This is a genomic window from Alicyclobacillus fodiniaquatilis (assembly GCF_042678105.1).
Lineage (GTDB): Bacteria > Bacillota > Bacilli > Alicyclobacillales > Alicyclobacillaceae > Alicyclobacillus > Alicyclobacillus fodiniaquatilis.
In genome coordinates, this window is the sequence record NZ_JBHUCX010000028.1 from 162,587 (window position 1) to 183,397 (window position 20,811).

General features: G+C 46.2%; 16 protein-coding genes. 6 read left to right on the plus strand and 10 right to left on the minus strand.

Annotation, left to right across the window (positions count from 1 at the left end):
• Positions 1-97: 97 nt before the first annotated feature.
• Positions 98-712 carry a hypothetical protein gene (locus tag ACFSB2_RS11690; protein WP_377943229.1) on the minus strand — a complete coding sequence of 205 codons (615 nt, stop codon included), beginning with the start codon at positions 710-712 and terminating at the stop codon, positions 98-100.
• Between the two features lie 57 nt (positions 713-769).
• On the minus strand, positions 770-1,363 hold the full coding sequence (locus ACFSB2_RS11695; protein ID WP_377943230.1) for an HD domain-containing protein: 594 nt from the start codon (positions 1,361-1,363) through the stop codon (positions 770-772).
• 183 nt (positions 1,364-1,546) lie between these two features.
• Here ACFSB2_RS11695 and ACFSB2_RS11700 point away from each other — a divergent pair, with 183 nt between their 5' ends.
• Positions 1,547-3,331, plus strand: a complete 1,785-nt coding sequence (locus tag ACFSB2_RS11700) for a B12-binding domain-containing radical SAM protein (RefSeq protein WP_377943231.1) — start codon at positions 1,547-1,549, stop codon at positions 3,329-3,331.
• 240 nt (positions 3,332-3,571) lie between these two features.
• Here the strand turns inward: ACFSB2_RS11700 and ACFSB2_RS11705 are convergent, their stop codons facing one another.
• Together ACFSB2_RS11705 and cysK are read right to left on the minus strand one after the other, a co-directional pair.
• Positions 3,572-4,501 (minus strand): manganese-dependent inorganic pyrophosphatase, encoded by a 930-nt coding sequence (locus ACFSB2_RS11705; protein WP_377943232.1) that lies wholly within the window; start codon positions 4,499-4,501, stop codon positions 3,572-3,574.
• Between the two features lie 187 nt (positions 4,502-4,688).
• Positions 4,689-5,609, minus strand: coding sequence for a cysteine synthase A (cysK, locus tag ACFSB2_RS11710; RefSeq protein WP_377943233.1), 921 nt, complete (start codon positions 5,607-5,609; stop codon positions 4,689-4,691).
• Between the two features lie 218 nt (positions 5,610-5,827).
• On the opposite strand from cysK, the gene ACFSB2_RS11715 reads away from it, so the two are divergent.
• The 3 genes from ACFSB2_RS11715 to ACFSB2_RS11725 are packed head-to-tail and all read left to right on the plus strand — an operon-like array spanning position 5,828 to position 8,251.
• On the plus strand, positions 5,828-6,286 hold the full coding sequence (locus ACFSB2_RS11715; RefSeq protein WP_377943234.1) for a MarR family winged helix-turn-helix transcriptional regulator: 459 nt from the start codon (positions 5,828-5,830) through the stop codon (positions 6,284-6,286).
• Between the two features lie 58 nt (positions 6,287-6,344).
• A complete protein-coding gene (locus ACFSB2_RS11720) occupies positions 6,345-7,631 on the plus strand; it encodes an ABC transporter ATP-binding protein (RefSeq protein ID WP_377943235.1) in 1,287 nt (428 codons plus the stop codon).
• Entirely contained in the window at positions 7,535-8,251 is a 717-nt protein-coding gene (locus ACFSB2_RS11725) for an ABC transporter ATP-binding protein (protein WP_377943236.1), read from the plus strand. Before ACFSB2_RS11720 ends, ACFSB2_RS11725 begins: the two co-directional genes overlap by 97 nt.
• 123 nt (positions 8,252-8,374) lie before the next feature.
• Here the strand turns inward: ACFSB2_RS11725 and ACFSB2_RS11730 are convergent, their stop codons facing one another.
• From ACFSB2_RS11730 to ACFSB2_RS11745, 4 genes are all read right to left on the minus strand, one after another.
• The gene (locus ACFSB2_RS11730) at positions 8,375-9,655 is read right to left on the minus strand and encodes an MFS transporter (protein ID WP_377943237.1); all 1,281 of its coding nucleotides are present in this window, start codon (positions 9,653-9,655) and stop codon (positions 8,375-8,377) included.
• A gap of 285 nt (positions 9,656-9,940) precedes the next feature.
• Positions 9,941-11,785: a sulfotransferase gene (locus tag ACFSB2_RS11735; protein ID WP_377943238.1), complete on the minus strand. Its 1,845-nt coding sequence runs from the start codon at positions 11,783-11,785 to the stop codon at positions 9,941-9,943.
• Positions 11,786-12,080: 295 nt separating this feature from the next.
• The gene (locus tag ACFSB2_RS11740) at positions 12,081-13,613 is read right to left on the minus strand and encodes a CDP-glycerol glycerophosphotransferase family protein (RefSeq protein ID WP_377943239.1); all 1,533 of its coding nucleotides are present in this window, start codon (positions 13,611-13,613) and stop codon (positions 12,081-12,083) included.
• Between the two features lie 3 nt (positions 13,614-13,616).
• On the minus strand, positions 13,617-15,104 hold the full coding sequence (locus tag ACFSB2_RS11745) for a hypothetical protein (RefSeq protein ID WP_377943240.1): 1,488 nt from the start codon (positions 15,102-15,104) through the stop codon (positions 13,617-13,619).
• Between the two features lie 528 nt (positions 15,105-15,632).
• Here ACFSB2_RS11745 and ACFSB2_RS11750 point away from each other — a divergent pair.
• Both ACFSB2_RS11750 and ACFSB2_RS11755 read left to right on the plus strand, forming a co-directional pair.
• Positions 15,633-16,346: an IspD/TarI family cytidylyltransferase gene (locus tag ACFSB2_RS11750; RefSeq protein WP_377943241.1), complete on the plus strand. Its 714-nt coding sequence runs from the start codon at positions 15,633-15,635 to the stop codon at positions 16,344-16,346.
• Entirely contained in the window at positions 16,343-17,404 is a 1,062-nt protein-coding gene (locus ACFSB2_RS11755; RefSeq protein ID WP_377943242.1) for an alcohol dehydrogenase catalytic domain-containing protein, read from the plus strand. Before ACFSB2_RS11750 ends, ACFSB2_RS11755 begins: the two co-directional genes overlap by 4 nt.
• Positions 17,405-17,549: 145 nt before the next feature.
• Here ACFSB2_RS11755 and ACFSB2_RS11760 read toward each other — a convergent pair whose 3' ends face one another.
• On the minus strand, positions 17,550-18,620 hold the full coding sequence (locus ACFSB2_RS11760) for a glycosyltransferase family 2 protein (protein WP_377943243.1): 1,071 nt from the start codon (positions 18,618-18,620) through the stop codon (positions 17,550-17,552).
• 48 nt (positions 18,621-18,668) lie between these two features.
• Positions 18,669-20,594, minus strand: a complete 1,926-nt coding sequence (locus ACFSB2_RS11765; protein WP_377943244.1) for a tetratricopeptide repeat-containing glycosyltransferase family 2 protein — start codon at positions 20,592-20,594, stop codon at positions 18,669-18,671.
• Between the last annotated feature and the right edge of the window lie 217 nt (positions 20,595-20,811).

Sequence of the window (20,811 nt, forward strand, 5' to 3'; positions counted from 1 at the left end):
GTATTTCAAACAAAAAACTCAATCATATATGTCAAATATTCTGACATGTATGATTGAGTTATCGTTGTGTAGCTGGTTGGTATATTGATCTCCATCCTCAAAACACGACGGGATCATCCAATTCGCGCACAATCATCGGCGGTCTGCCCCCTGCACCTGCATCTGGTACTAACGCAAATTCCACTTTCCCCATATCCGTTGGCAGAGGTGGCGTGACCAAAAAACGAGCGGTCAATTGTGCACCGCCTCCCTGTGTTCCATGCGGCATCACTTGATACCCTTCCGTTTTGATGGCCAACGTCAAGTGAAGCTCCAAACGCGACACTTGTGCCGCTTCAGGTGTCTCTAAGCTCGCGATGAGATTGACGATGCTTCCATTCAAAAATTGCTCGACATGCGTCAAAGTGTACGTGCATCCATTTACCGTTTTTCGCTGCATCAAGGGAACAATGCCCTGCAGTTCGCCAAGATCTACTGGTCCGTTCACCCGCCGCCGAGGTGTAAAGTGGCGGAAAGTCCAAAACAGCAACGCCGGATCCATGCCGAACTCCTTTGCCCACCCCTCAACGAGGCTGCGCGGAGGGACAAACATCTTGCCTTGCGCGCACTGCTCGCGCTTTGCGAGCAACTCAGCAATGGCTCTATCGATTGGTTGCAATTCATCCATATACCCAACTTTGAACATCGAACCCTGCGACCAACTGTGAGACACCAAACAACATCCCCTTCCTACTAAAATTTCATCTGTCATGCTGCAATATCATAATCTTCATTCTTCCCGATAGAATGAACTTTCTTGCTCTGCCTTTTGCCACAGGTAGTCATACAGGGTGGAAAATGCTTTCGACTGCTGAATCCAGGACTTGTTCTTCTCCATCACACGACTCGCTGGTATGCGATGTGTCTTCCATACATGCCCTTTGGTATTTACGTTTTGGGCAAACGCCTGTATGCTGTCGATGGCGTTGGCGAACTGCGCTTCGGCGCTTAAACCGGCTTCAAATTCGTCCCAAAGCGCGTGGAATTGTGCTGTGAGATCCGGTGGAAGTTGCCCAAATAATCGTTTTGCCGCCAGTTCTTCGCGTTCCTTTTTGCCAATTCGCGCCTGTGTATCGTAGGCAAACGTATCTCCCGCATAAATCTCGACGAGATCGTGAATCAAGATGAGCTGCAAAGCGCGCTCCAAATTGACTTCATGCTCCATTTCGCGATGCAACAAAAGTGCAAACATACACATGTGCCAAGTATGTTCCGCATCATTTTCATGTCGTGTGGTATTACCGACAATGGTTCTTCGCGCTATCGTTTTGAATCCATCCAGAACAGTTAGAAAATTTACGATTTGCTCAATTCTGTTTTCCATAATACCTCCCTGCAATGAATACCGTCATCAAAGTACCATCTATACCAAATTTTACGGTAAATCTTGTGAAACCAAAAGTAAAAGTATGCGAAACTCGCTTTCTCGGGCACAATAGAAATGTGAGGGGTACCATGAATGGCGTGAATCGACGTATCCACTTTATTTTCAGAATGGGAGATCACAATGAAGGTTGTACTGGCCACACTGAATGCGAAGTATATCCACAGCTCCTTGGCGTTGCGCTATCTTCACGCGTACGTCCAACACGACTTCCCGCAAACGGAAATCTGTGAATATACGATAAAAGAACCTTTGACGCAGATTGTCGCGGATTTATATCGTCGCAAACCGGACATCGTGGCGTTTTCCGTCTATATATGGAATGTGGAGGAAACCATCCCGCTGTTGGCGATGCTCAAGAAGGTGTTGCCAAACGTCGTTCTGATAATGGGCGGCCCAGAGGTGTCCTATGATACCCGCCAATGGATGAATCGCATTCCAGAAGTGGATTTCATCGTACAAGGAGAAGGGGAAGCGACATTCCACCACCTCTTGCAGTCTTTGGCATCCGGTGGCGCCGCAAATGAAATCAACGGGCTCGCCTATCGGCAAGAGAATCGGGTTCATATCAATCCGCCAGCGGCGAAAATCCCGCTTGAGCAAATCCCCAGCCCCTATCAAAACGAAGCAGACATGCAAGCACTGCGCAACCGCGTGGTCTACTTTGAAACGAGTCGCGGCTGTCCGTTTTCCTGCCAATTCTGCCTCTCCTCGATTGAAACCGGCGTGCGCTATTTTCCGATAGAACGCGTCAAGAGGGAACTGAAGACATTGATAGACGCAGGCATCCGCACCATCAAGTTCGTGGACAGGACATTCAATTTACATCGACGTTACGCATTGGAGCTGTTCCAATTTCTGATTGAAAACCGGGGCGATACGGTCTTCCAATTTGAAATCACCGGCGACATCCTGCATAAGGAAATTGTCGATTTTCTCAAAGCCAATGCGCCAAAAGGGCTGTTTCGCTTTGAACTTGGCGTGCAATCTACCAATGAACTCACCAATTCATTGGTGCAGCGGCGCCAAAATTTCGAACGCTTGAGCCAAACCATCCTGGCCATCAAAGAGAGCGGGAATATCGTCCAACATTTAGATCTGATTGCCGGTTTGCCGGAAGAAAACTATTCGTCGTTCAAAAAGACGTTCAACGACGTGTTTTCGTTCGAGCCGGATGAATTGCAACTGGGCTTTTTAAAGATGCTCCGCGGAACCGGCATGCGCCTGCGCGCGCAAGAATTTGGTTACACCTATATGGATCACGCGCCCTATGAGATATTTTCCAATCACGTATTGCCGTATGACGACGTCCTGCGCATCAAGCAGGTGGAAGATGTGCTGGAGAAGTATTGGAACGAGGGGAAACTGCGGCACACTGTGCAGTATCTGACCCGTCATGTGTTCGCAAGTCCATTCGATTTCTTCCAGTCGTTTGGGGATGAGTGGGAGACACAGGGGTGGAACCGCATTGGCCATCAGTTGGAAGATTTGTTCTTGCGTCTGGAGCAGTTTCTGCAAAAAACGTGTTCGTCATCGCAACAGGCGTCAGCCAGATCTTATATGATCTATGACTTCCTGCTGCAACATCGCATACGCCCGCACAAGGTTTGGTGGAATCGCAGCTTGAACCGGGCGGATCGAACCCATGTGGCGCAGTTCATTGGGGAGCATCCTGACCTGTTTGGACCGGCGTTTATGAAACTTGGATTGACGAAAGCAGAACTGGAAAAACACACAGTGTTGGAAACCCTGCCACACCTGATTCATCCGAACAATCCTGCGCAACTGCCCGAACCCATGCCGGGACTGGCACTCTTTTTCTACCCGCCTGGCCTGGCCAAAGGGGCGCAGCCAATGCGGTTTGTCTGCCCGCTGCCAGCAGAAATGCGTATCGCGGCAGGCTCATAGTGCTGCGGACAACGCGGCACAGCGCACTCGCTTAGGACAAGCATCTGTGACACCTGACGATTGACCTCGCGCGAAGCTGATGACCAAATCTGCTGCCGAGCCACACAGGAACGGCCCCTCGCCACTCAATTCGATAAGTGGCAACGGGGCCGTTCGCTTCGCATCATTCGACGATGACATACATCAGCAAATGTCAGGTATTCAGATGCGATTGTCATATGTAGCGTCGTGCGTTTCCGCTTACTTCGCCAGCGTTTCGGTCAAAATAGGCACAATCTGCTTTTTACGCGATACAACCCCTTTGAGGGTCGCTTTGTTGTCCACTAATGTGACATTGTAAGCTTTTTCAACCGCATCTGCGACACGTCCGAGCGCCAAGGCGACGGAGTCGTTGTTCAAGATGTCGGTGACCACAAAAACAAACAAATCCAGCTCTTTGTCTGCAATCACTTGGGACAGCTTGGCTTCCACTTCCGCCTGACGAGCCAGCACATCATTCGTGTCCACAGCGTTCACTTGCGCGATTTCCACCTTGTAGTCGCCCATTTGGAATTCTTTCGCGTCCAGCGAGATCAACTCGTCGATGGATTTGTCGCTCAAATCCGCGCCTGCTTTGAGCATTTGCAAGCCATATTCCTCGATGTTCACGCCAGCAATCGCAGCCAATTCCCGAATGGCGGCCACGTCTTGGTCCGTACAAGTCGGCGATTTGAGGAGCAGCGTGTCCGAAATGATGGCGGATACCATCAGACCAGCCACTTCTTTGGAAATCTCAACCCCATTTTCCTTGTACAGCTTATTCAAAATGGTCGCTGTACAGCCAACCGGCTCAGCGCGGTAATACAGAGGATTGCTGGTCTCGAAATTTGCGATCCGATGATGGTCGATCACTTCGACAACCTGCACCTGATCCACATCATTCGCGCTTTGTTGGCGCTCATTGTGATCGACCAGAATCACTTCTTGTGCTTCATTGGCGACAGTCTCCACCAAACGTGGCGCTGCCACTTTAAAATAATCCAAGGCAAATTGCGTTTCCGCATTCACGTTGCCCAAGCGCACGGCTTCGACGGAAGCGCCTAATTTGCTTTTTAATTCAGCGTACGCAATAGCTGAACAAATCGTATCCGTATCCGGATTTTTGTGGCCAAAAATCAGTACTTTACTCATAATATCCTCCCTACAATCTAACCTTCGCAAAGACATGGCACGCAACGCAAAACACTGACACTAACAGTACCATCAAACAAATGGCATCTGCAAACCACCGTGTAAGTTGAAATCGCAGTCCTAAGTCGGCTGCAGGCAACCAACACAGAACTGCGATGACATGGAAAACAACGATAGACAGGCGAAATCAATCGAATTGATACAACGCTGTGGACAGGTAGCGTTCGCCGTTGGATGGAGACACGGTCACAACGCGTTTGCCTTTGCCCAATTCCTTTGCCACTTGCAAAGCGACAAATACGTTTGCGCCAGAGGAAATACCAACCAACAAGCCTTCCTCTTTCGCCAAGCGGCGCGCCGTTTCAAATGCAGCCTCATTCTCGACAGTGCGCACTTCGTTATAAACATCGCGATCTAGAATAGACGGTACAAAATTGGCGCCAATTCCTTGGATCTTGTGCGGACCTGGCTTACCGCCTGAGAGGATAGGAGAACCAGCCGGTTCGACAGCGATGACTTTGCAGGAGGGGATTTCCTTGCGCAATACGCGCCCAACGCCGGAAATGGTTCCGCCTGTGCCGATACCTGCGACAAACGCATCCAATTTGCCGCCAAACTGTTCCACAATTTCCGGGCCGGTGGTCAGTTCGTGCACCAATGGATTTGCTGCATTGTCAAACTGTTGCGGCATAAAGTAGCCGTGTTCCTTCGCGAGTTCAGCGGCTTTGTCGACTGCGCCTTGCATCCCTTCACTGCCTGGTGTCAACACCAGCTCAGCGCCGTATGCGCGCAGCAGGCTGCGTCGTTCTGAACTCATGGTGTCCGGCATGACAAAGACGGCCCGATAGCCTTTCGCGGCAGCGACCAACGCCAACCCGATGCCTGTGTTCCCACTGGTCGGTTCCACGATGGTATCGCCCGGCTTCAAATGGCCTTCCCGTTCTGCGGCTTCCACCATGGATTTGGCGATCCGGTCTTTGACACTCCCGCCTGGATTGAACCATTCGAGCTTGACATACACATCCGCATCGCTCGGACCAGTCAGATGGTTCAATTTGACCACTGGTGTTTGGCCGATTAAATCGAGAATGTTATCGACATTTTTCACAGGTACCCCTCCATCATTCACATTCTAGGCATTTGCCTGAAAATTGACACAGTAAGCGTACACCATAAAACCGATTAAATCCATACGGTATACTTGATATAGTAATAGAGTGAATCTAGTTGTCAATGCATCATCCTTATTTTGTCGAAAATTTCACCACGCTTGACGATTACGAATTGTTTTAGTTAACTAAATAATATACTGAGAGGAGCAACGACATGATTGACAATGGACTGATCGACCAGTTTTTCGTTCACTGGCAATCCATCAACCGGCACTTGCGCAAAGGCACGCTCCAGGTGGGGGCGCAAAAAATCACTCGCTTGCAGTGGACGCTATTGCGCAATGTCCATAAAACAAAAAATTGCACAATGGGCGATTTGGCAAAAAAATTCGGCGTCAGCCCCAGCACTGTGTCCCAAATGGCGGATCGTCTCGAAAAAGCTGGCTTGGTCTATCGGGTTTCTAGTGACGAGGATGCCCGCGTCAAGGTCGTTCGGTTGACGGATAGTGGTCGGTCACTGATTGAAAGTGTGCATTCTGCCTCGACCAAACGGCTGACGGACGGGTTGAATTGCCTCTCGCCAGATGAACAGCGGCATTTGATTGCCAGCCTGGAACGACTGTCCTCTGCATTGTCGCACCCTGCAGACGAAAACGTTGCAGAAGACAAGTGATGAGTTGCACCTGTGATTTCGCTGTGCTCAATTTGAATTGATGAGAGGGTGTTTGAATGTGGATGCAGGATTCCGAGGCTTAGGAATGGGCGCTGGAGGCGGGCCAGGTGGAGGCGGAGGCGGGAATCGCTGGCGCATGCGCGAATTGGCCAAACAGGAACATTTCGATTGGGCCATCATCAAACGTGCGCTGAGCGCCTTTACCACTTATTGGCCGCAAGCGATTTTCGTGACGTTCATCATCTTCGCGACTGCCATCGGCGGCGTTATTCCCGCTTGGTTGACGCAGAGAATCATCGACAACGGCATTGAAAAAGGGCACTTTACCACTGTCCTTTGGCTGACGCTCACCTTAATTTTCACAGCCATTGTCACTGGGCTGCTCGGCGTGTTGCAAAACTGGCTCAGCAATGTCATCGCCCAAAACGTTATGGCCGATTACCGCATGTCGCTGTTCCGGCATTTGCAGCGGCAGACCGTCAATTTCTTTGCCTCGCGCCAGTCGGGAGATCTCGTATCGCGCGTCATGAATGATGTCACCGCCATTCAGAGCGTCATCACCACAACTTTGGTCGGATTTATCAGCAATTTGCTCACCATCGTCGTTACATTGGTGCTGATGTTCGAAATGAACTGGCAGATGTCCATCCTCGCCATGGTCGTGGTGCCAGGCTTTGTCATTCCGACCCAACGCGTCGGCAGAGTGCGCCAGCGCGTGCAAGGCGAAATTCAACAATGGCTTTCCAACATGACCGTTCAATTGAGCGAGACGCTTGGCGTCAGCGGCGCATTGTTGATTCGCATCTTCAATCGCGAGCCCGAGGAAGAGAAAAAATTCTCCGAGGCAAACCACAAACTGCGCGACTTGCAAGTCCGCCAATCGTTGATTGGACGCTGGTTGTTCATGTGGTTGGGGATGTTTTCTTCCATCGGTCCCGCTTTGTTGTGGGGGTACGGCGGATGGCTGGTCATTCACCACCGCATGGAACTCGGGGTCATTGTCGCATTTACCACGTTGCTTTCCCGCCTCTATGGCCCGCTTAGCCAATTGGCGCAATTGCATGTCAGCATCCTGTCCTCCATCGCCTTGTTTCGGCGCATCTACGCCATCATGGATATTGAACCGGAGGTAAAGACGGCGCGCTTACCATTCCAAAAGGGGAAGTGCAAGGCCAAATCGCGTTGGAAGACGTATCCTTTTCCTACCGCGCCAATGCGGATGAAAACGCGGATACAGAGGAAAAAGACATGGCCTTGCGGGAAATCAACCTCATGGTGGAACCTGGCGAAACCGTTGCCCTCGTCGGCCCCAGCGGCGCAGGCAAAACGACATTGCTCAACTTGATCCCCCGCTTTTCCGATCCGTTATCTGGCCGTTTGTTGCTAGATGGCACGGATACGAAAGCGCTGTCTTTAAGGTCATTGAGATCGCAAATGGGCCTTGTCCCACAAGATCCGTTCTTTTTTCACGATACGATATACAACAACCTGCTTTTAGCCAATCCATCCGCGACACAGGAAGACATGGAAGCTGCTTGTCAGGCCGCACAGATTCATGACACCATCGCCGCTTTGCCGCAAGGGTATCAAACCACTGTGGGCGAGCGCGGATATCGCCTCTCCGGTGGAGAACGTCAGCGCTTGGCCATCGCGCGCGTATTGCTGCAAAGTCCGCGCATCGTCCTCTTGGATGAGGCCACCAGCGCATTGGATACGGTGGTTGAGCGAAAAATTCAAGACGCGCTTGCCGTTTTGCTACAAGGTCGAACCGCCATCGTCATCGCGCACCGTTTGTCGACCGTTTTGTCAGCCGACAAAATTGTCGTACTGGAAAAGGGCCGCATTGCCGCCATCGGCCCCCACCAGACATTGGTGGAGACAAACCCGTTGTACCGCCAGCTCTATGAAACGCAATTTGAGACACATATGGTCGAACAGATGGAACAGAGCGAGTCAGCGCTTTGACACGGAGGCATTGTTGCGATCGAAAAAAGATCACCTTCTCGAAACACGAGTATGGTGATCTCCCTTCGTAACATGCAGCTTTGTTGCGTTTGCTAGCGCTGCGCCCTTCTGCCGCGCTCACATTCAGGGCAACGGTTGGCGCTGACTGGTTCGAATCGGCTCAATGGTGCCCAACAGAAATACGAAGCTGATGATGCCGACAACGAGCACAGCAGCGGCCACGGCAAACGCGACGGAGAATTGACCAGTCGCATCGGCGATAAAACCCGTGACGATTGGCGCAATGATGCCGCTGATATTCCCTAAAAAATTCATGACACTGCCCACGCTGCCGACAGTCCCCCGTGGCGCAATGAGCGACGGGATACTCCAGCAGATGGTTGCAGCAAACGCCAAGCCGCCCAAGGAGATGGAAATCCACACAACGGCCCAATTTGGATTTTGGGTGAACGCCGCACCGATGACCGCCAACCCCAGCAACATGCCAATGACGAGCACCGTTTTCCGAACGCGCGTGGGATCCCTTCCTTGTTTAATGAGCGTATCGACCAACCAGCCACCGACAAAAACGTCCGTGATGGTGGCAATCAGCCACGGCATCACCGTGTACCAGCCACTCTTGAGCACCGTCATGTGCATTTGCTTTTCAAGGTAACCTGGCAACCAGGTGAGAAACAGATAAAATGAGTAATTGTACGCCGCAAAGCCAATACCCAGTCCCCAAATTTTCCGCTGCTTGAGCGCGAACCCCAGATTGGCCCAGATTTGTCCTTCCGCTTCACCCGTCTGCGCCCCACCCGCGACAATATAATCGTATTCCTCACGTGAGAGGCTCTTCTTTTCCTTTGGATCCCGATACCAAATCCAATACGCAATCGCAAAGAGCACGCTCAACACAGCTGTCAGCCAAAAACCGCCGCGCCAGCCCCAAACAGTGATGGCCCAGGCAATCAGCGGCACCCCAATCACATTCGAGAACTTCGCGGCCGCATCGAACGAGGCTGTGGCCAGTCCGCGTTCCCTGACGGGAAACCAATATCCAGTCGCCTTCGAATTCCCTGGAAACACCGGCGCTTCAGCTACACCCAACAGAATGCGCGAAAGAATCACCAATCCAAGTCCGCCTGCCACGGCTGTGATGACCGTGGCAATTGTCCAGAGTATCGTGCCCACGCGAGTCAGCCACTTGACACCAATTCTATCGAGCAAAGCGCCGATGGGAATTTGGATAAGCGTATAGGACCAAGAAAACGCAGAAAGCACAATACCCATCTGGGAAAGCGAGAGCCCAAATTGCTTAGACATCGGATCCGTCGCAACAGACATATTTGCCCGATCAAAATAATTGATAATCGTTCCGATCCCAATCAGGACAGCAATATACCAACGCAAATGTCTGTGCACAGAAATCTCCTCGTCTCATCGGAATTTGTTATAAAAGGTTCTGCAAAAATCTGAAAATTTATTCCGGTGGATACGATTCGCTGGTTGGCAGAAGCAACGCGCTTGGTGAAGATGTTCTTTTTCACGACGTCCATTTCAAGTGTTCCTTGGCCCTTACTCATGCAAGATGCAGACATGAAATATCTCACATGAGTGTCAAGCGACAATATCTACTACCACGACTTTTTGCAAAAACTCCGGGCGAAATTTGTCGGACAACCAGAGGCGCTTGGGCTTACCTTATAATCACCAATCCATGGACTCCTCGTAGCCCAAATGAATAAGCAGTTCGCCCGCGATCTCCTTAAAAAGCGTCTTCTCTTCTTGGGTGAATTCTGTTGCCCATCGATTTATTGAACTGCTATAAAGTGGCTTTTCGACTTGCATTGTGCTGGATTCCAAAGGCTCAAATCTTCTTGGAGCTTTGGCATGCTGTAAGACAGATTCTGACCATTCTTCACCGAGGAAAGTAAGGATATCCGCCATCGTTTCTCTAGGGCTATATATGAGGTCTTCATACTTCACCAACTTAACCCGATTTCTAAGTATCAGTAAATTAGCGTCGTCTAGTCCCTGAGAAACAACATTTACCCAGTACTTAGCTGCATTTTCAACATTTTGAACATACTCGATCGGATTTCCATCGAGATCAGTCCAATTCATTGTCACAAGCGATCGCACCGTATCTCTTCCATCACGAACGATGTGTATAAACTTTGAATTTGGAAATATGCTAGCCAACTGTGGCATGATCAACACATTGTGCGGCGTCTTTTCCACAATTCGCTTTGCCGACGAAGAAATTCGATATTTTTCGAAGAAGCTAGCAATAAACACTGAAAATATTCGTCTTATGTCATCGTGATGCAATTCATATGCCTCTAATATCGGCTGCATTTGCGTTGACATCGTTTCGTAAATATCGGTAATGGACGGCAGGAGCTTGAACTCTGGGCCAGAGCATAGATTGGGGTGGGCGCTCAACATCACGCGTAGAAGAGTCGTTCCAGAGCGACCAGCACCGCCAATGAAAACGGGGTCATATTCCATATCGTCCACATCTTGCATCTCTTTGGTCTGTTTCATCGGTACGGCGCTCGCGCCGATGGAGCTCCTCGTCTTAAGCGAACTGTTATGAATTGATATACCCTCGATCAAATTGTCGTACATCGTCTTTACAAACCTGTCAATGGAGAAATCCCCAGATTTCTCATCTTGAATAAATCTTCTAGCCTCTCGCAGATATTGCTCGTACGTCTCTTGGTCTATCCCTTTCAGCGCAGTATATAGCTCATCGCAATCGTTAAAATTTCGGCCATCAATGAAACACGATGCCGGAATATACGAATCAATGTTTGACGCCCCCAAATAAATGGGGACGCTGCCGGCAAAGAAACAATCAAATATTTTTTCGGTGATGTATCCAGGTATGTCTCGCGCATTTTCATAACATATGACAAATTTATAGCGAGCCAAGGTATCGATCTTTTTCTTCGCAACTTCCTTGAATGACGGAAATTGAACGGGATCCCATCCGTGGCCATAGAGATCGAATTTTTCAGGATGATACGTTTCGAACCATCGTATCACCTTCAATCGATGAGAATACAATTCAAGGGGGTGATTTGAGGTTTTGTTGCTATTCACCATTACGCAAAATCGTTCCTTAGCTAATCTCAAGGGCTCTAGTGCGAAATCAAAACAAAAAGGGTTGATTTTAACATATTTGTCACCAGTGATCAGTGAATCATGTTGTGTAAAAACACGTACGAATGGACTGTGATTCCACACATGATGTGACGGAGGATAAACGACCTCTGGCTCATCGTTGAATAGAAAAAGCGGCTTGTTTTTCAATTGGGCGTATTGGAAATATTGATTATTAGGTTGAGGCACTTCGTGAAACACGAATGCATCAATATCATCTATATCGAAATTACTCACGTAGTCAACATTTACGTTTCGTTGGCGACAAAATTGCTGGAATTCGAACATGGGTTTAAATAAGTTGTCATCGAAATCTAGCTCGATATTATCAGTGGAAAATTGAAAGTTCGTTTGTCCCCAAATACTTGAAAATCCGATATTCATTTCAGTAGTATCCTCCTGAGACCCCACCATATTTCTCTTATGCCGAATGAACGGTTGTTATGTGACAAATAATATTGTGACTCGCGATGAATCGTACGTATTTTGAGGTATAATCTGCACTCTCTCTACATCCAAGGAACCTTATCAAAGTTTATCTGGACAAGTGCTAGTCGCGTGCTCTCCTTAAATTCAACAAAATTCACTATAAATACTTCATACAGTCAGTCTCACACTGCCATCCCCACTTGACACCCAGTGTATGAAAAAAAGTAAACACATAATTTGGAGGATATCATCACTCATGATTGAACTGTCGCAAAAACATTTCAATTACAATATCTTTAATACGCTCTCCTGCTCTGCCGTCTAAATTGGCAATACCATTGCGTAGCGCAGTAAGTCTTTTCTCTTTCATTAAATCTTCGCCTAGCTCCAGTTTCGTTTTAAACTCAACCAAACTCTTTTTTAATCCTTCCCAGTCTTGAGGGGCTAGGTAACACCCAGAAAGATCAAGAACTAGATGTTTCAATTGCGGGTCACTTGTAAAGTCATCAATAATAATAGGCTTCCCAGTGATCATGTACTCGATTACCATCGAACTCAAACCCGAAGAATAAAGACCATCACTGATCTGGAAAGCTGGTCTATAAGAGGCGCTCTCGTCCAATATCACATTGTCAAGAGAACACAGTTTACTGAGCATCGAACACCATAATTTATAATAATCTGGATAGTAACCACTGAGTACTGTACGTGTCATAGGATGAGGGCGCCAAAGAAGAACCACATTTCTCCACTCTTGACTCGAATACAGAGAATACATATTTTCAACATATTGTATCGATTTTTCCGGATTCGCAGAGAAATGTGTAGTGTGTAAAATGACTTTCCTTCCGTTTGCTTTTTCCAGCCACTCTGCTGGGATTTCTACAGTTTCTTGACTTGCTCGCAGGAGCGCGTCCATTTTTGGGCTCCCTAGTACCATTACATTTCTACCACGTGACTGTGAGTACTCTCCATACTTGCGTTTCATTTCCTCAGATTGGCAGACGACCATCCATGCGTTATTATGCATGAACATGTTGTAATGTGTCAGCAAGTCCTTTTCCAAAACGACACTTTCAATAAAGTAAGGGACATAAACGAGTGCAGTTGCATTTTCGTGTAGGTTTTGAGGAGTAAATTGTGGAAAATTGACTGATTCATACGGATTTGAGGAAAAAGCGATATCGGGTTTGTCAGCTTTGATATCGTATGCATCATGTTGAATAAAAGAAATTCCTTCTGGCGTTAAGTAGTCCTGATACAGAACCTTTATCCCATTGGGCGTGTTACGGTAGACTGGGGTGAGTACAATTTTCGTCGTACACCGGGCATCTGCTTGAAAAGCTCTCCAGACCGATTCAAGAGAACTCCAAGTGCTCCCCTGATGTGGGAAGAAAGTCACATTAAGCTGAAATGGGAGGTTATCAATTTCTTGCTTGAATTCCTGCACAAGTGTAAGTATAGTAGCGAGCGTCGACGAATAAGCTTCAATATCTAATTGATATGAAGGAACCCTTTGTAAAAAATCTAGCATGTATACGGCCTTTTTTTCAACATGAATAGCGCCTTGCTCTTCCATCTTCACTGCCGACATAATTGCACGAATGGAATTCGGACAATCTCTTTGTAAGAGCATTTGCGAAACATCACCTGGATTGTCCATCGCATATCTTATGGCCTTTGCAATCAGACTCACCATAGAAAGCAGTGCATTTCTGGTCTTAAACTTCAAAGTTGCAGTCAATCCTTTCTCCACGTGAGCAATCGATTTTGATGATTTCAAGCATCAACCATCATTCAATTCTTTCATCAATATCCTCCCAAGTTTCTTCGCGCCTTGGTCATTGAGATGATCATAATCTACGAAATCCTCATTTTTAAAATGATCAGACTCAAATAAATCAACTAATTTAAAATTGAACTTTGCCAAGAACGGCTTCATGCAAGTGTAAAAATCAGATATTAACCTCTGATCAATACTATCCCTATAATATGGAGTAACCGGAGGTACATATAGAATGATCTGCACATTTTTACGGTTCATTTCTTCCAAAAAGCCTTCGAATAAACTGATATTCTCCCGAACGGTTGATTCATACTTAAAAAACTTATTGTGGCTTGCAGTTCTCTGTTTTGCCCGCTCGTAATTTGTGGTATCGTCAAGTGTTACGATGGTGCTCGTTGTTCGGGGAACAGAAAAATAATGTGCATTCGCAAGATTATGTTTAACATTTTTAATATATTGTTCTGCAAAACACCCCAAAGAAAAAATATGTCTGACGAGTGGTGGAATAGAGACTATCGCATCATAATTCTTATCAAATAACTCATATGGAAAGTTGTGTCTATCCTTAAAGATAGGGTAATTTACCTCCGTCACTCGTTTATATTGATAGACTGAAGTCGAAAGAGAAAGGTCATACCCCCAAAAATAATAGGCAAAAGATATGATGCAGTGAGTGATGTTCGGATTTAGTTCTAGTGCAACCCTGATTGTTTTAAGTGTATAGTATAAATCCTGAGCATCAACAGCCACATTGCGAGCAACAAGAGGCATTTCTTCCTCTAACAGACCACACATTGTGTAAGATGACCCCGCTAATAATAACTGGATATCTCGTCTCACTTTCAAACTCTCAAGTTTAGCTTCGAGGTACAGCCGATCATACATGAAGTAATCTGGTTTTTTCAGCTCATTCATCATTCGATTATAGATCCCTGCAATGTAATCCGGTTGGTAACTAACGTCTGCTTGCTTTAGAAGTCCATTCTGCTCTTGCGCCGTACCAGTATGAACGAATACTGAAAAAACACTCATGCGACTCTGTCCTGAAAGATGGCCTCCAAGATCTTCTATGGATTCGGGAAGAACGGTGACAGTTTTTACACGCTCACAGGCTAACGGAAAATTCACTGATACGTCCTTGTGTAAATAGATGTAAAATTCACAACATGTCAGCAATGAAGTCTCAAATTTCTCGAGCAGATCGATTAACTTTGCTCTTTCTAGTTCCGCAATCTCACTGGCTTCGAAGCTAATACTAGAATCATTGAGAGAAACAATTTTCGACAACAACTGCTGCAGATGCTCAAAAAGAGAGCGAAAGAAGGAATCATCCTTAAATACAGGATACAGCTTGACGCCGATACTGTTCGCGATTTGAGGTACAATTTTCAAGAAAGATCCAATTTTCAGTTCCTTATTTGATATTACTTCATATACACGATCCAACGTTTTCACCACAGCGAGAATCTCTTGCCTGCTCAATTGCACAATTACGGCCTCCGGTGGGTTCTTAAATTAAAATATCCGGCCAAGACTTATCTATAATAATGAAGCTCATTATACTGAGTACCGAATAAGCATTCAATCGACAATCAGGTAAAGCTTCAGTAACAATAATCCAACCAACATTTATAATTGAGATTATAAAACCCAGCAAATATCGATTACTTTGAAACAGTAGAGCATGCACTACTTTAAACAATATCCTCCACATTCCGGTAAACCAGCATGGACAAACGGTTAGCAAACACCGAAGTGTAACGCCAAGCCATATTTCTGCCCCAACTACACATATTATCCATTTAGATTTCGTTCTAGACAGGAATAGAGCATATATCCGTTGAATGATTTCTCCATGATAAGAATCTTACCAATGAAGTACGCTAGAGGGGGTAACTCCGACAAAATTCCTGGAATCAACCAAAGAATCAAGTTATGAACTTTACCATATCCTAAAAATGCTACAAAATTCAACTCGTCGTTTGTCCAAGAATAAACATAATGCGAGGTAAAAAAATGATATTCACGATGATATTAGCTGGTGGAAAAGGTAATAGAATGGGAAACAAAGATATTCCGAAACAATTTCTTATACTTGGAGACAAGCCAATAATAATACATACTATCGAGAAGTTCCTGCTTTTTAACGAGATAAATGAAGTCATAGCGCTCTGCCCAAAGGAATGGTTAATACATACTAAGAACCTATTGCATAAACATTGCATACCTGAATCCAGAGTTACTGTTGTCGAAGGTGGAGATACCAGGCATAGGACGATTCAGAAGGGAATTTCATTCTTGCAAGATCACCGGAACGCGTCTAGCAACGATATCATTATTACGCATGACGCCGTACGGCCATTTGTGAGCTACAGAATTATTAAGGAAAATATAGAACAATGTGTGGCTCATGGGGCAGTCGATACCGTAATCCCTGCAACAGATACAATTGTACGTTCAGAGGATGGTCGAACACTAAATGAGATACCCCCTAGGCAAGAGCTTTATCAAGGACAAACACCACAGTCTTTTCGGATAGGCACAATCATTGATAGCTATCGTTCGTTAGAATCCCAAGAAATTGAGATGGCGACAGACGCTGCTAAAATAGCGCTACTAAATGGTAAGGATGTCTATATCGTCATAGGGGAATCTACCAATTTAAAAATCACAACACCGTCTGATCTACTATTTGCCAATGCTATTTTGAAAGAAGGCGTAGTGAAATGATCAACAAGGTGGTCAGACTAGTTCGACCGAAAAGATTTGATGCACACTTAACAAATGTAGAATATTCAGATCGAGAAATTGTTATTCGCCCCACTTTCATGTCAATTTGCCACGCTGATCAACGATATTACAACGGGGTTCGAGCATCTCATATCCTTGAACAAAAGCTGCCAATGTCTCTCATCCATGAGGCAATAGGAGAAGTCTTATTTGATTCTAGAGGGGAGTTTAAAGCTGGGGAAAGGTGTGTCATGATCCCCTGTGTACCTGGATTTATTTTTAATGGCAAATACTCTAAGGCATGTTTAGACGAAAAGATCGGTGAAAATTACTGTAGACAGGGCATTTTTATGTCAAGCGGAACCGACGGCTTCATGCAGGAAGTTGTGTTTCAACCAAGAGATAGAATCATTAAATTACCAACTGAATTGTCTAACGAAATCGCTGCATTTACCGAACTCATGTCCGTAGCGGTCCATTCTATTAAACGCTTCCTACTCTTCTCTAATACTTATAGATCACGCATTGGCGTATGGGGTGATGGAAATCTAGGTTTTATAGTGACACGTTTTTTAAAAATAATGATGCCTGAATGTAGTGTTACCGTTTTTGGTAAACACGATGACAAGTTGCAATTATTTCACTTTGCCGATGAAATTGTAAATCTCAACGACGAGAATAAAGAACGGTGGACAATGAATATTGAGCACGCTTTTGAATGCACTGGTGGTGAAGGATGTGAGTATGCGATTAACGACATCATCGACATACTTGAGCCAGGAGGAACTATCAATACATTGGGAGTAAGCGAACACCCCATTTCAATTAATACAAGACTCCTGCTTGAAAAAGGTCTCCATATGCTTGGCCACAGTCGGAGTGGATTAACTGATTTTGAATCTACCGTTTCCATGTTATCTGACGAGAATTTACAGATGGATTTAAGTCTACTGATTTCACGCATCGTTCGTATCACGAATTTAGAGGATATCGTCGACGCATTTGAAGCTGATAAAACTAAATTATACGGGAAAACGATACTTCAATGGGAGTTATAAATTTTTTGAGGACATCGAGTTTTATAAAAGGATATTTACTGAATTAATATCATCGGGCATCGACGTATGGCAGATTTATTGTCGAAGTGAGGAACAAACCAAACTGTAGTAGCATAAACCGCCCATACATTGCATAGGTTGCCCCTCACTCCCCACCCGCCTTCAACACAAACAACCGCTGCTGCGCTGGCTGAAAATCCAACGCCGCAGCTTGTCCGTAGAACACAATAGATTTCTCCTGTTGCCCAGTCACTTCATAGAAAACCCCAAGATTATACATCGCAAGAAAGCTACCCGTTCCCTCAACACTGCCGTAGCGGGAAGTTTCCCCAATCGTCAAACACTGCAAATACGCACGTTCAATATCCCCGAAATAACGTTGCTCAATCCCCGCGTATTGCATACAAAACTGACCATACACAAACCAAAAATCAGGACAATCGCCAAGAAAATTCTGCTCTTGCGCAAAAATCCGCAGCGCCAATTCCCACGCTTGAGTTTGAATCGCGGTATATAACCAGCCAACGATAAAATCAGCATAATAGACTTCGTCACGTGACATTCGTGAGAAAGCTGCCTCATAATGATGCATAGCAAGAAGATATTCTTTTATCAGCCGATATTCCCTCGCAATTTGATAATGAAGATACACATCATCCTGATGAGACGCCAGTTCCTTTTTGAGTAAACCGATATTCCGTTCCCCTTTATTGGTCTTGTAATAACCAACATGGTAAGCGCTGATCGGCAATTGAATCCGTGGGAGACCGCTCGCAATCTGCTCATGAATCCGCCCCGTATAATAAACGCCGTTCGGCATGATCCTCGATATGAACAGCTTGTATACTTTCATCTCCCCCGCGTCGTCAAAATAATTCCGGATTTGTATTTGCCCGATCACGCTTCTGCTTTCCAAACATTTGATGGTCTGCGCCAAATCCATTTGCTCGATCCATTCATCGGCGTCTAAAACCAAGCAATAATCCCCACTCGCTTTAGACAAAGCACAATTTCGAGCATCGGAAAAATCACCTTTCCAGGCGTATGTAAACACATCCGCCCCCATCTCTTTGGCAACTCTCGCAGTCCCATCCACCGACCCCGTATCCACTACGACCATTTCATCCACATACTGTTTTACGCTTTGCAGACTTTTCCCGATTGTGCTTTCGCTGTCTTTCGCAATCATTGCCAATGATAGTTTTATGAGCTTCACCCTATTCATGCCACGACTTTCGCCGATATGCCGATATATTGATTACTATCAGTGAATCAATGGAGATGGTCTCGCAACAGTCTGCGCCAATTTTCGCCTTAGAAAAGTGATCAGTTGACTATCCGGGTAATGTTCGCGCGCTTCATTCAGCCACTTCGTTTGTTCTTCAGGATACAACTCAGCCAACATGACGTACCCACTGACGGAAAATGAGCCATCAGGCATTTTGGCATCAGCAATCAATAACTCCGCTTGCTCTACTTGCCCCCGTAGAATATAGTTCTGCATTTTCCAGGTTGCGTCAAAAAAATGTTGAGGCTTGAGTGCCAAAGCCTCGTCGGTTGTCAACACTGTCGCCAAATCTGTATGGGTCAACAGTGCCATGGTATCTGGATTAAATCGCGCAGTTAGCAAGAATTTGGTCAAAAAACGCTTGGCGCGCGTTTGAATCAATGTGTGTACGACCGACCCCAAATTCCATGTCACGGGATTATCTCGTTTTTGCGGATCGCATTGCTCAAGAACTTGCACAAAAAAAGCGCCTACCTGTCCAGCCGCTCGCCAATTGGCAACTGCCTTATCAACATCCCCTTGCTCGTATTGCCAAAGCGCGCACCGCACAATATCATCTGCTTCAAGCTGTTCAGGCATGCTGGGTTCCAGCCCAAGATGTACTTCCGCAGCAAAACGCGCTTGACGCAAAACAACGCCATCTCCATATGCTTGCCTCGCCTGCTCGACCACATCCAAGGCGGCCGGCATGCCACTAATGGCATAATAAAGCGCAAACTCAAATGTGCCAGGTCTTGTTTGAATGACCTGTTTCATCGCTTGTAAAGTCTCGTTCTCTTTTGTGAGTAATACGAGCATCGGAATCACTTTTTGCGCCGTCGGATTTTGGGCAAAGGCCCGAAAATAAGCGTCTCGTGCTGAAACGTCATCTCCTAGTTCCAGCCACAACCGCCCAAATTGAGTGTCAGCCAAATACGTGCTCACACCTTCAAGACGCTCACTCATGCTCAACTTGACATCACCAAGGCTCTTACATTTATCCAAGGACTTGATGGCATTTGTATACTGATTCAAATTGATTTCAATTGTAGATCTTGTAAAATAAAAATCTGTATACGATGGAAAATAACGAATGGCCTCCCGGCAAGCTCGCAAGCCGTCCTCCAAGCGCCCCGCTTGCGTCAGCCCCGCAATATACAACTTGTACATGCGGCTTAACAATTCAGGCACCTGTTTCTCTTTTTTCATCTCCTCAATCAACGGTCGAACTTCATCAATCGCCCGCTGATTTTGATTCATCATGACATATTCAACGATGAGATTTGCGCCGCTGAACCATCGGTGATGTTTGTCCCGTCTCGGAATTTCACGATACTGCTTCTCAAGCAACGCGATGTTACGCTGCCCTTTTTGTTTATAGATTTTATACTCATCAATATAGCCAAGATGATGGATAAGAATTGAACTGCGTCCCACTTTCCCGCCACTTCGAATGATGGGCTCAACGATTTGCTCATGAATGATGCCTTCGTAGCGATACGCATTGCGAAAAACTCGACATACATCAATATCAAGCACATTGCCCAACGCGTTTGCATTGCCGGTATAACTTCTAACCGTAAGAAAAACACCATCAACATTGGTACTCTCCAAAAAGGCTCTGATCTGCTGCTTTGATTGGCCGTCCAAGTACTCATCCGCATCCAGTATTAAAATCCAGTCCCCAGTCGCATAATCAATCGACTGATTGCGCGCGGCCGCAAAATCGCCCAACCATTCCGAATGATGCAACTGGACTAATCCCGGATGTTCCTGTGAAAAAGCGTCTATAATATCAAGCGTGGCATCCGTAGAACCCGTATCGACGATCACGATTTCGTCAGCGGCGCCCACAACACTTTCTAACATTTTCCGAATAACAGCCGCCTCATTTTTAACGATGCTGCATAAACTTAACTTCACACTCAATCACTCTCACTACCCAAATTTTCTTCTATATAATTAAGAGAAAAGTAAATGAAAAGAGAAAAGCGAATCATTTCCTATTATGAAGTTCTTTGCATGACACGCGAACCCCTTCAACGATATTCACTCTAACCTGTGAATTTTCGCTGTATCATCATACCAATAACAAAAAAAACGTGATGCGGTTTCTGTCGAAATACAGAAACCGCATCAC

Bases quoted from the DNA above. Each gene is read 5' to 3' on its own strand.
- ACFSB2_RS11695 (WP_377943230.1), bottom strand. From the start codon at position 1,363: ATGGAAAACAGAATTGAGCAAATCGTAAATTTTCTAACTGTTCTGGAT.
- ACFSB2_RS11700 (WP_377943231.1), top strand. From the start codon at position 1,547: ATGAAGGTTGTACTGGCCACACTGAATGCGAAGTATATCCACAGCTCC.
- ACFSB2_RS11705 (WP_377943232.1), bottom strand. From the start codon at position 4,501: ATGAGTAAAGTACTGATTTTTGGCCACAAAAATCCGGATACGGATACG.
- ACFSB2_RS11715 (WP_377943234.1), top strand. From the start codon at position 5,828: ATGATTGACAATGGACTGATCGACCAGTTTTTCGTTCACTGGCAATCC.
- ACFSB2_RS11725 (WP_377943236.1), top strand. From the start codon at position 7,535: ATGGCCTTGCGGGAAATCAACCTCATGGTGGAACCTGGCGAAACCGTT.
- ACFSB2_RS11735 (WP_377943238.1), bottom strand. From the start codon at position 11,785: ATGAATATCGGATTTTCAAGTATTTGGGGACAAACGAACTTTCAATTT.
- ACFSB2_RS11750 (WP_377943241.1), top strand. From the start codon at position 15,633: ATGATATTCACGATGATATTAGCTGGTGGAAAAGGTAATAGAATGGGA.
- ACFSB2_RS11755 (WP_377943242.1), top strand. From the start codon at position 16,343: ATGATCAACAAGGTGGTCAGACTAGTTCGACCGAAAAGATTTGATGCA.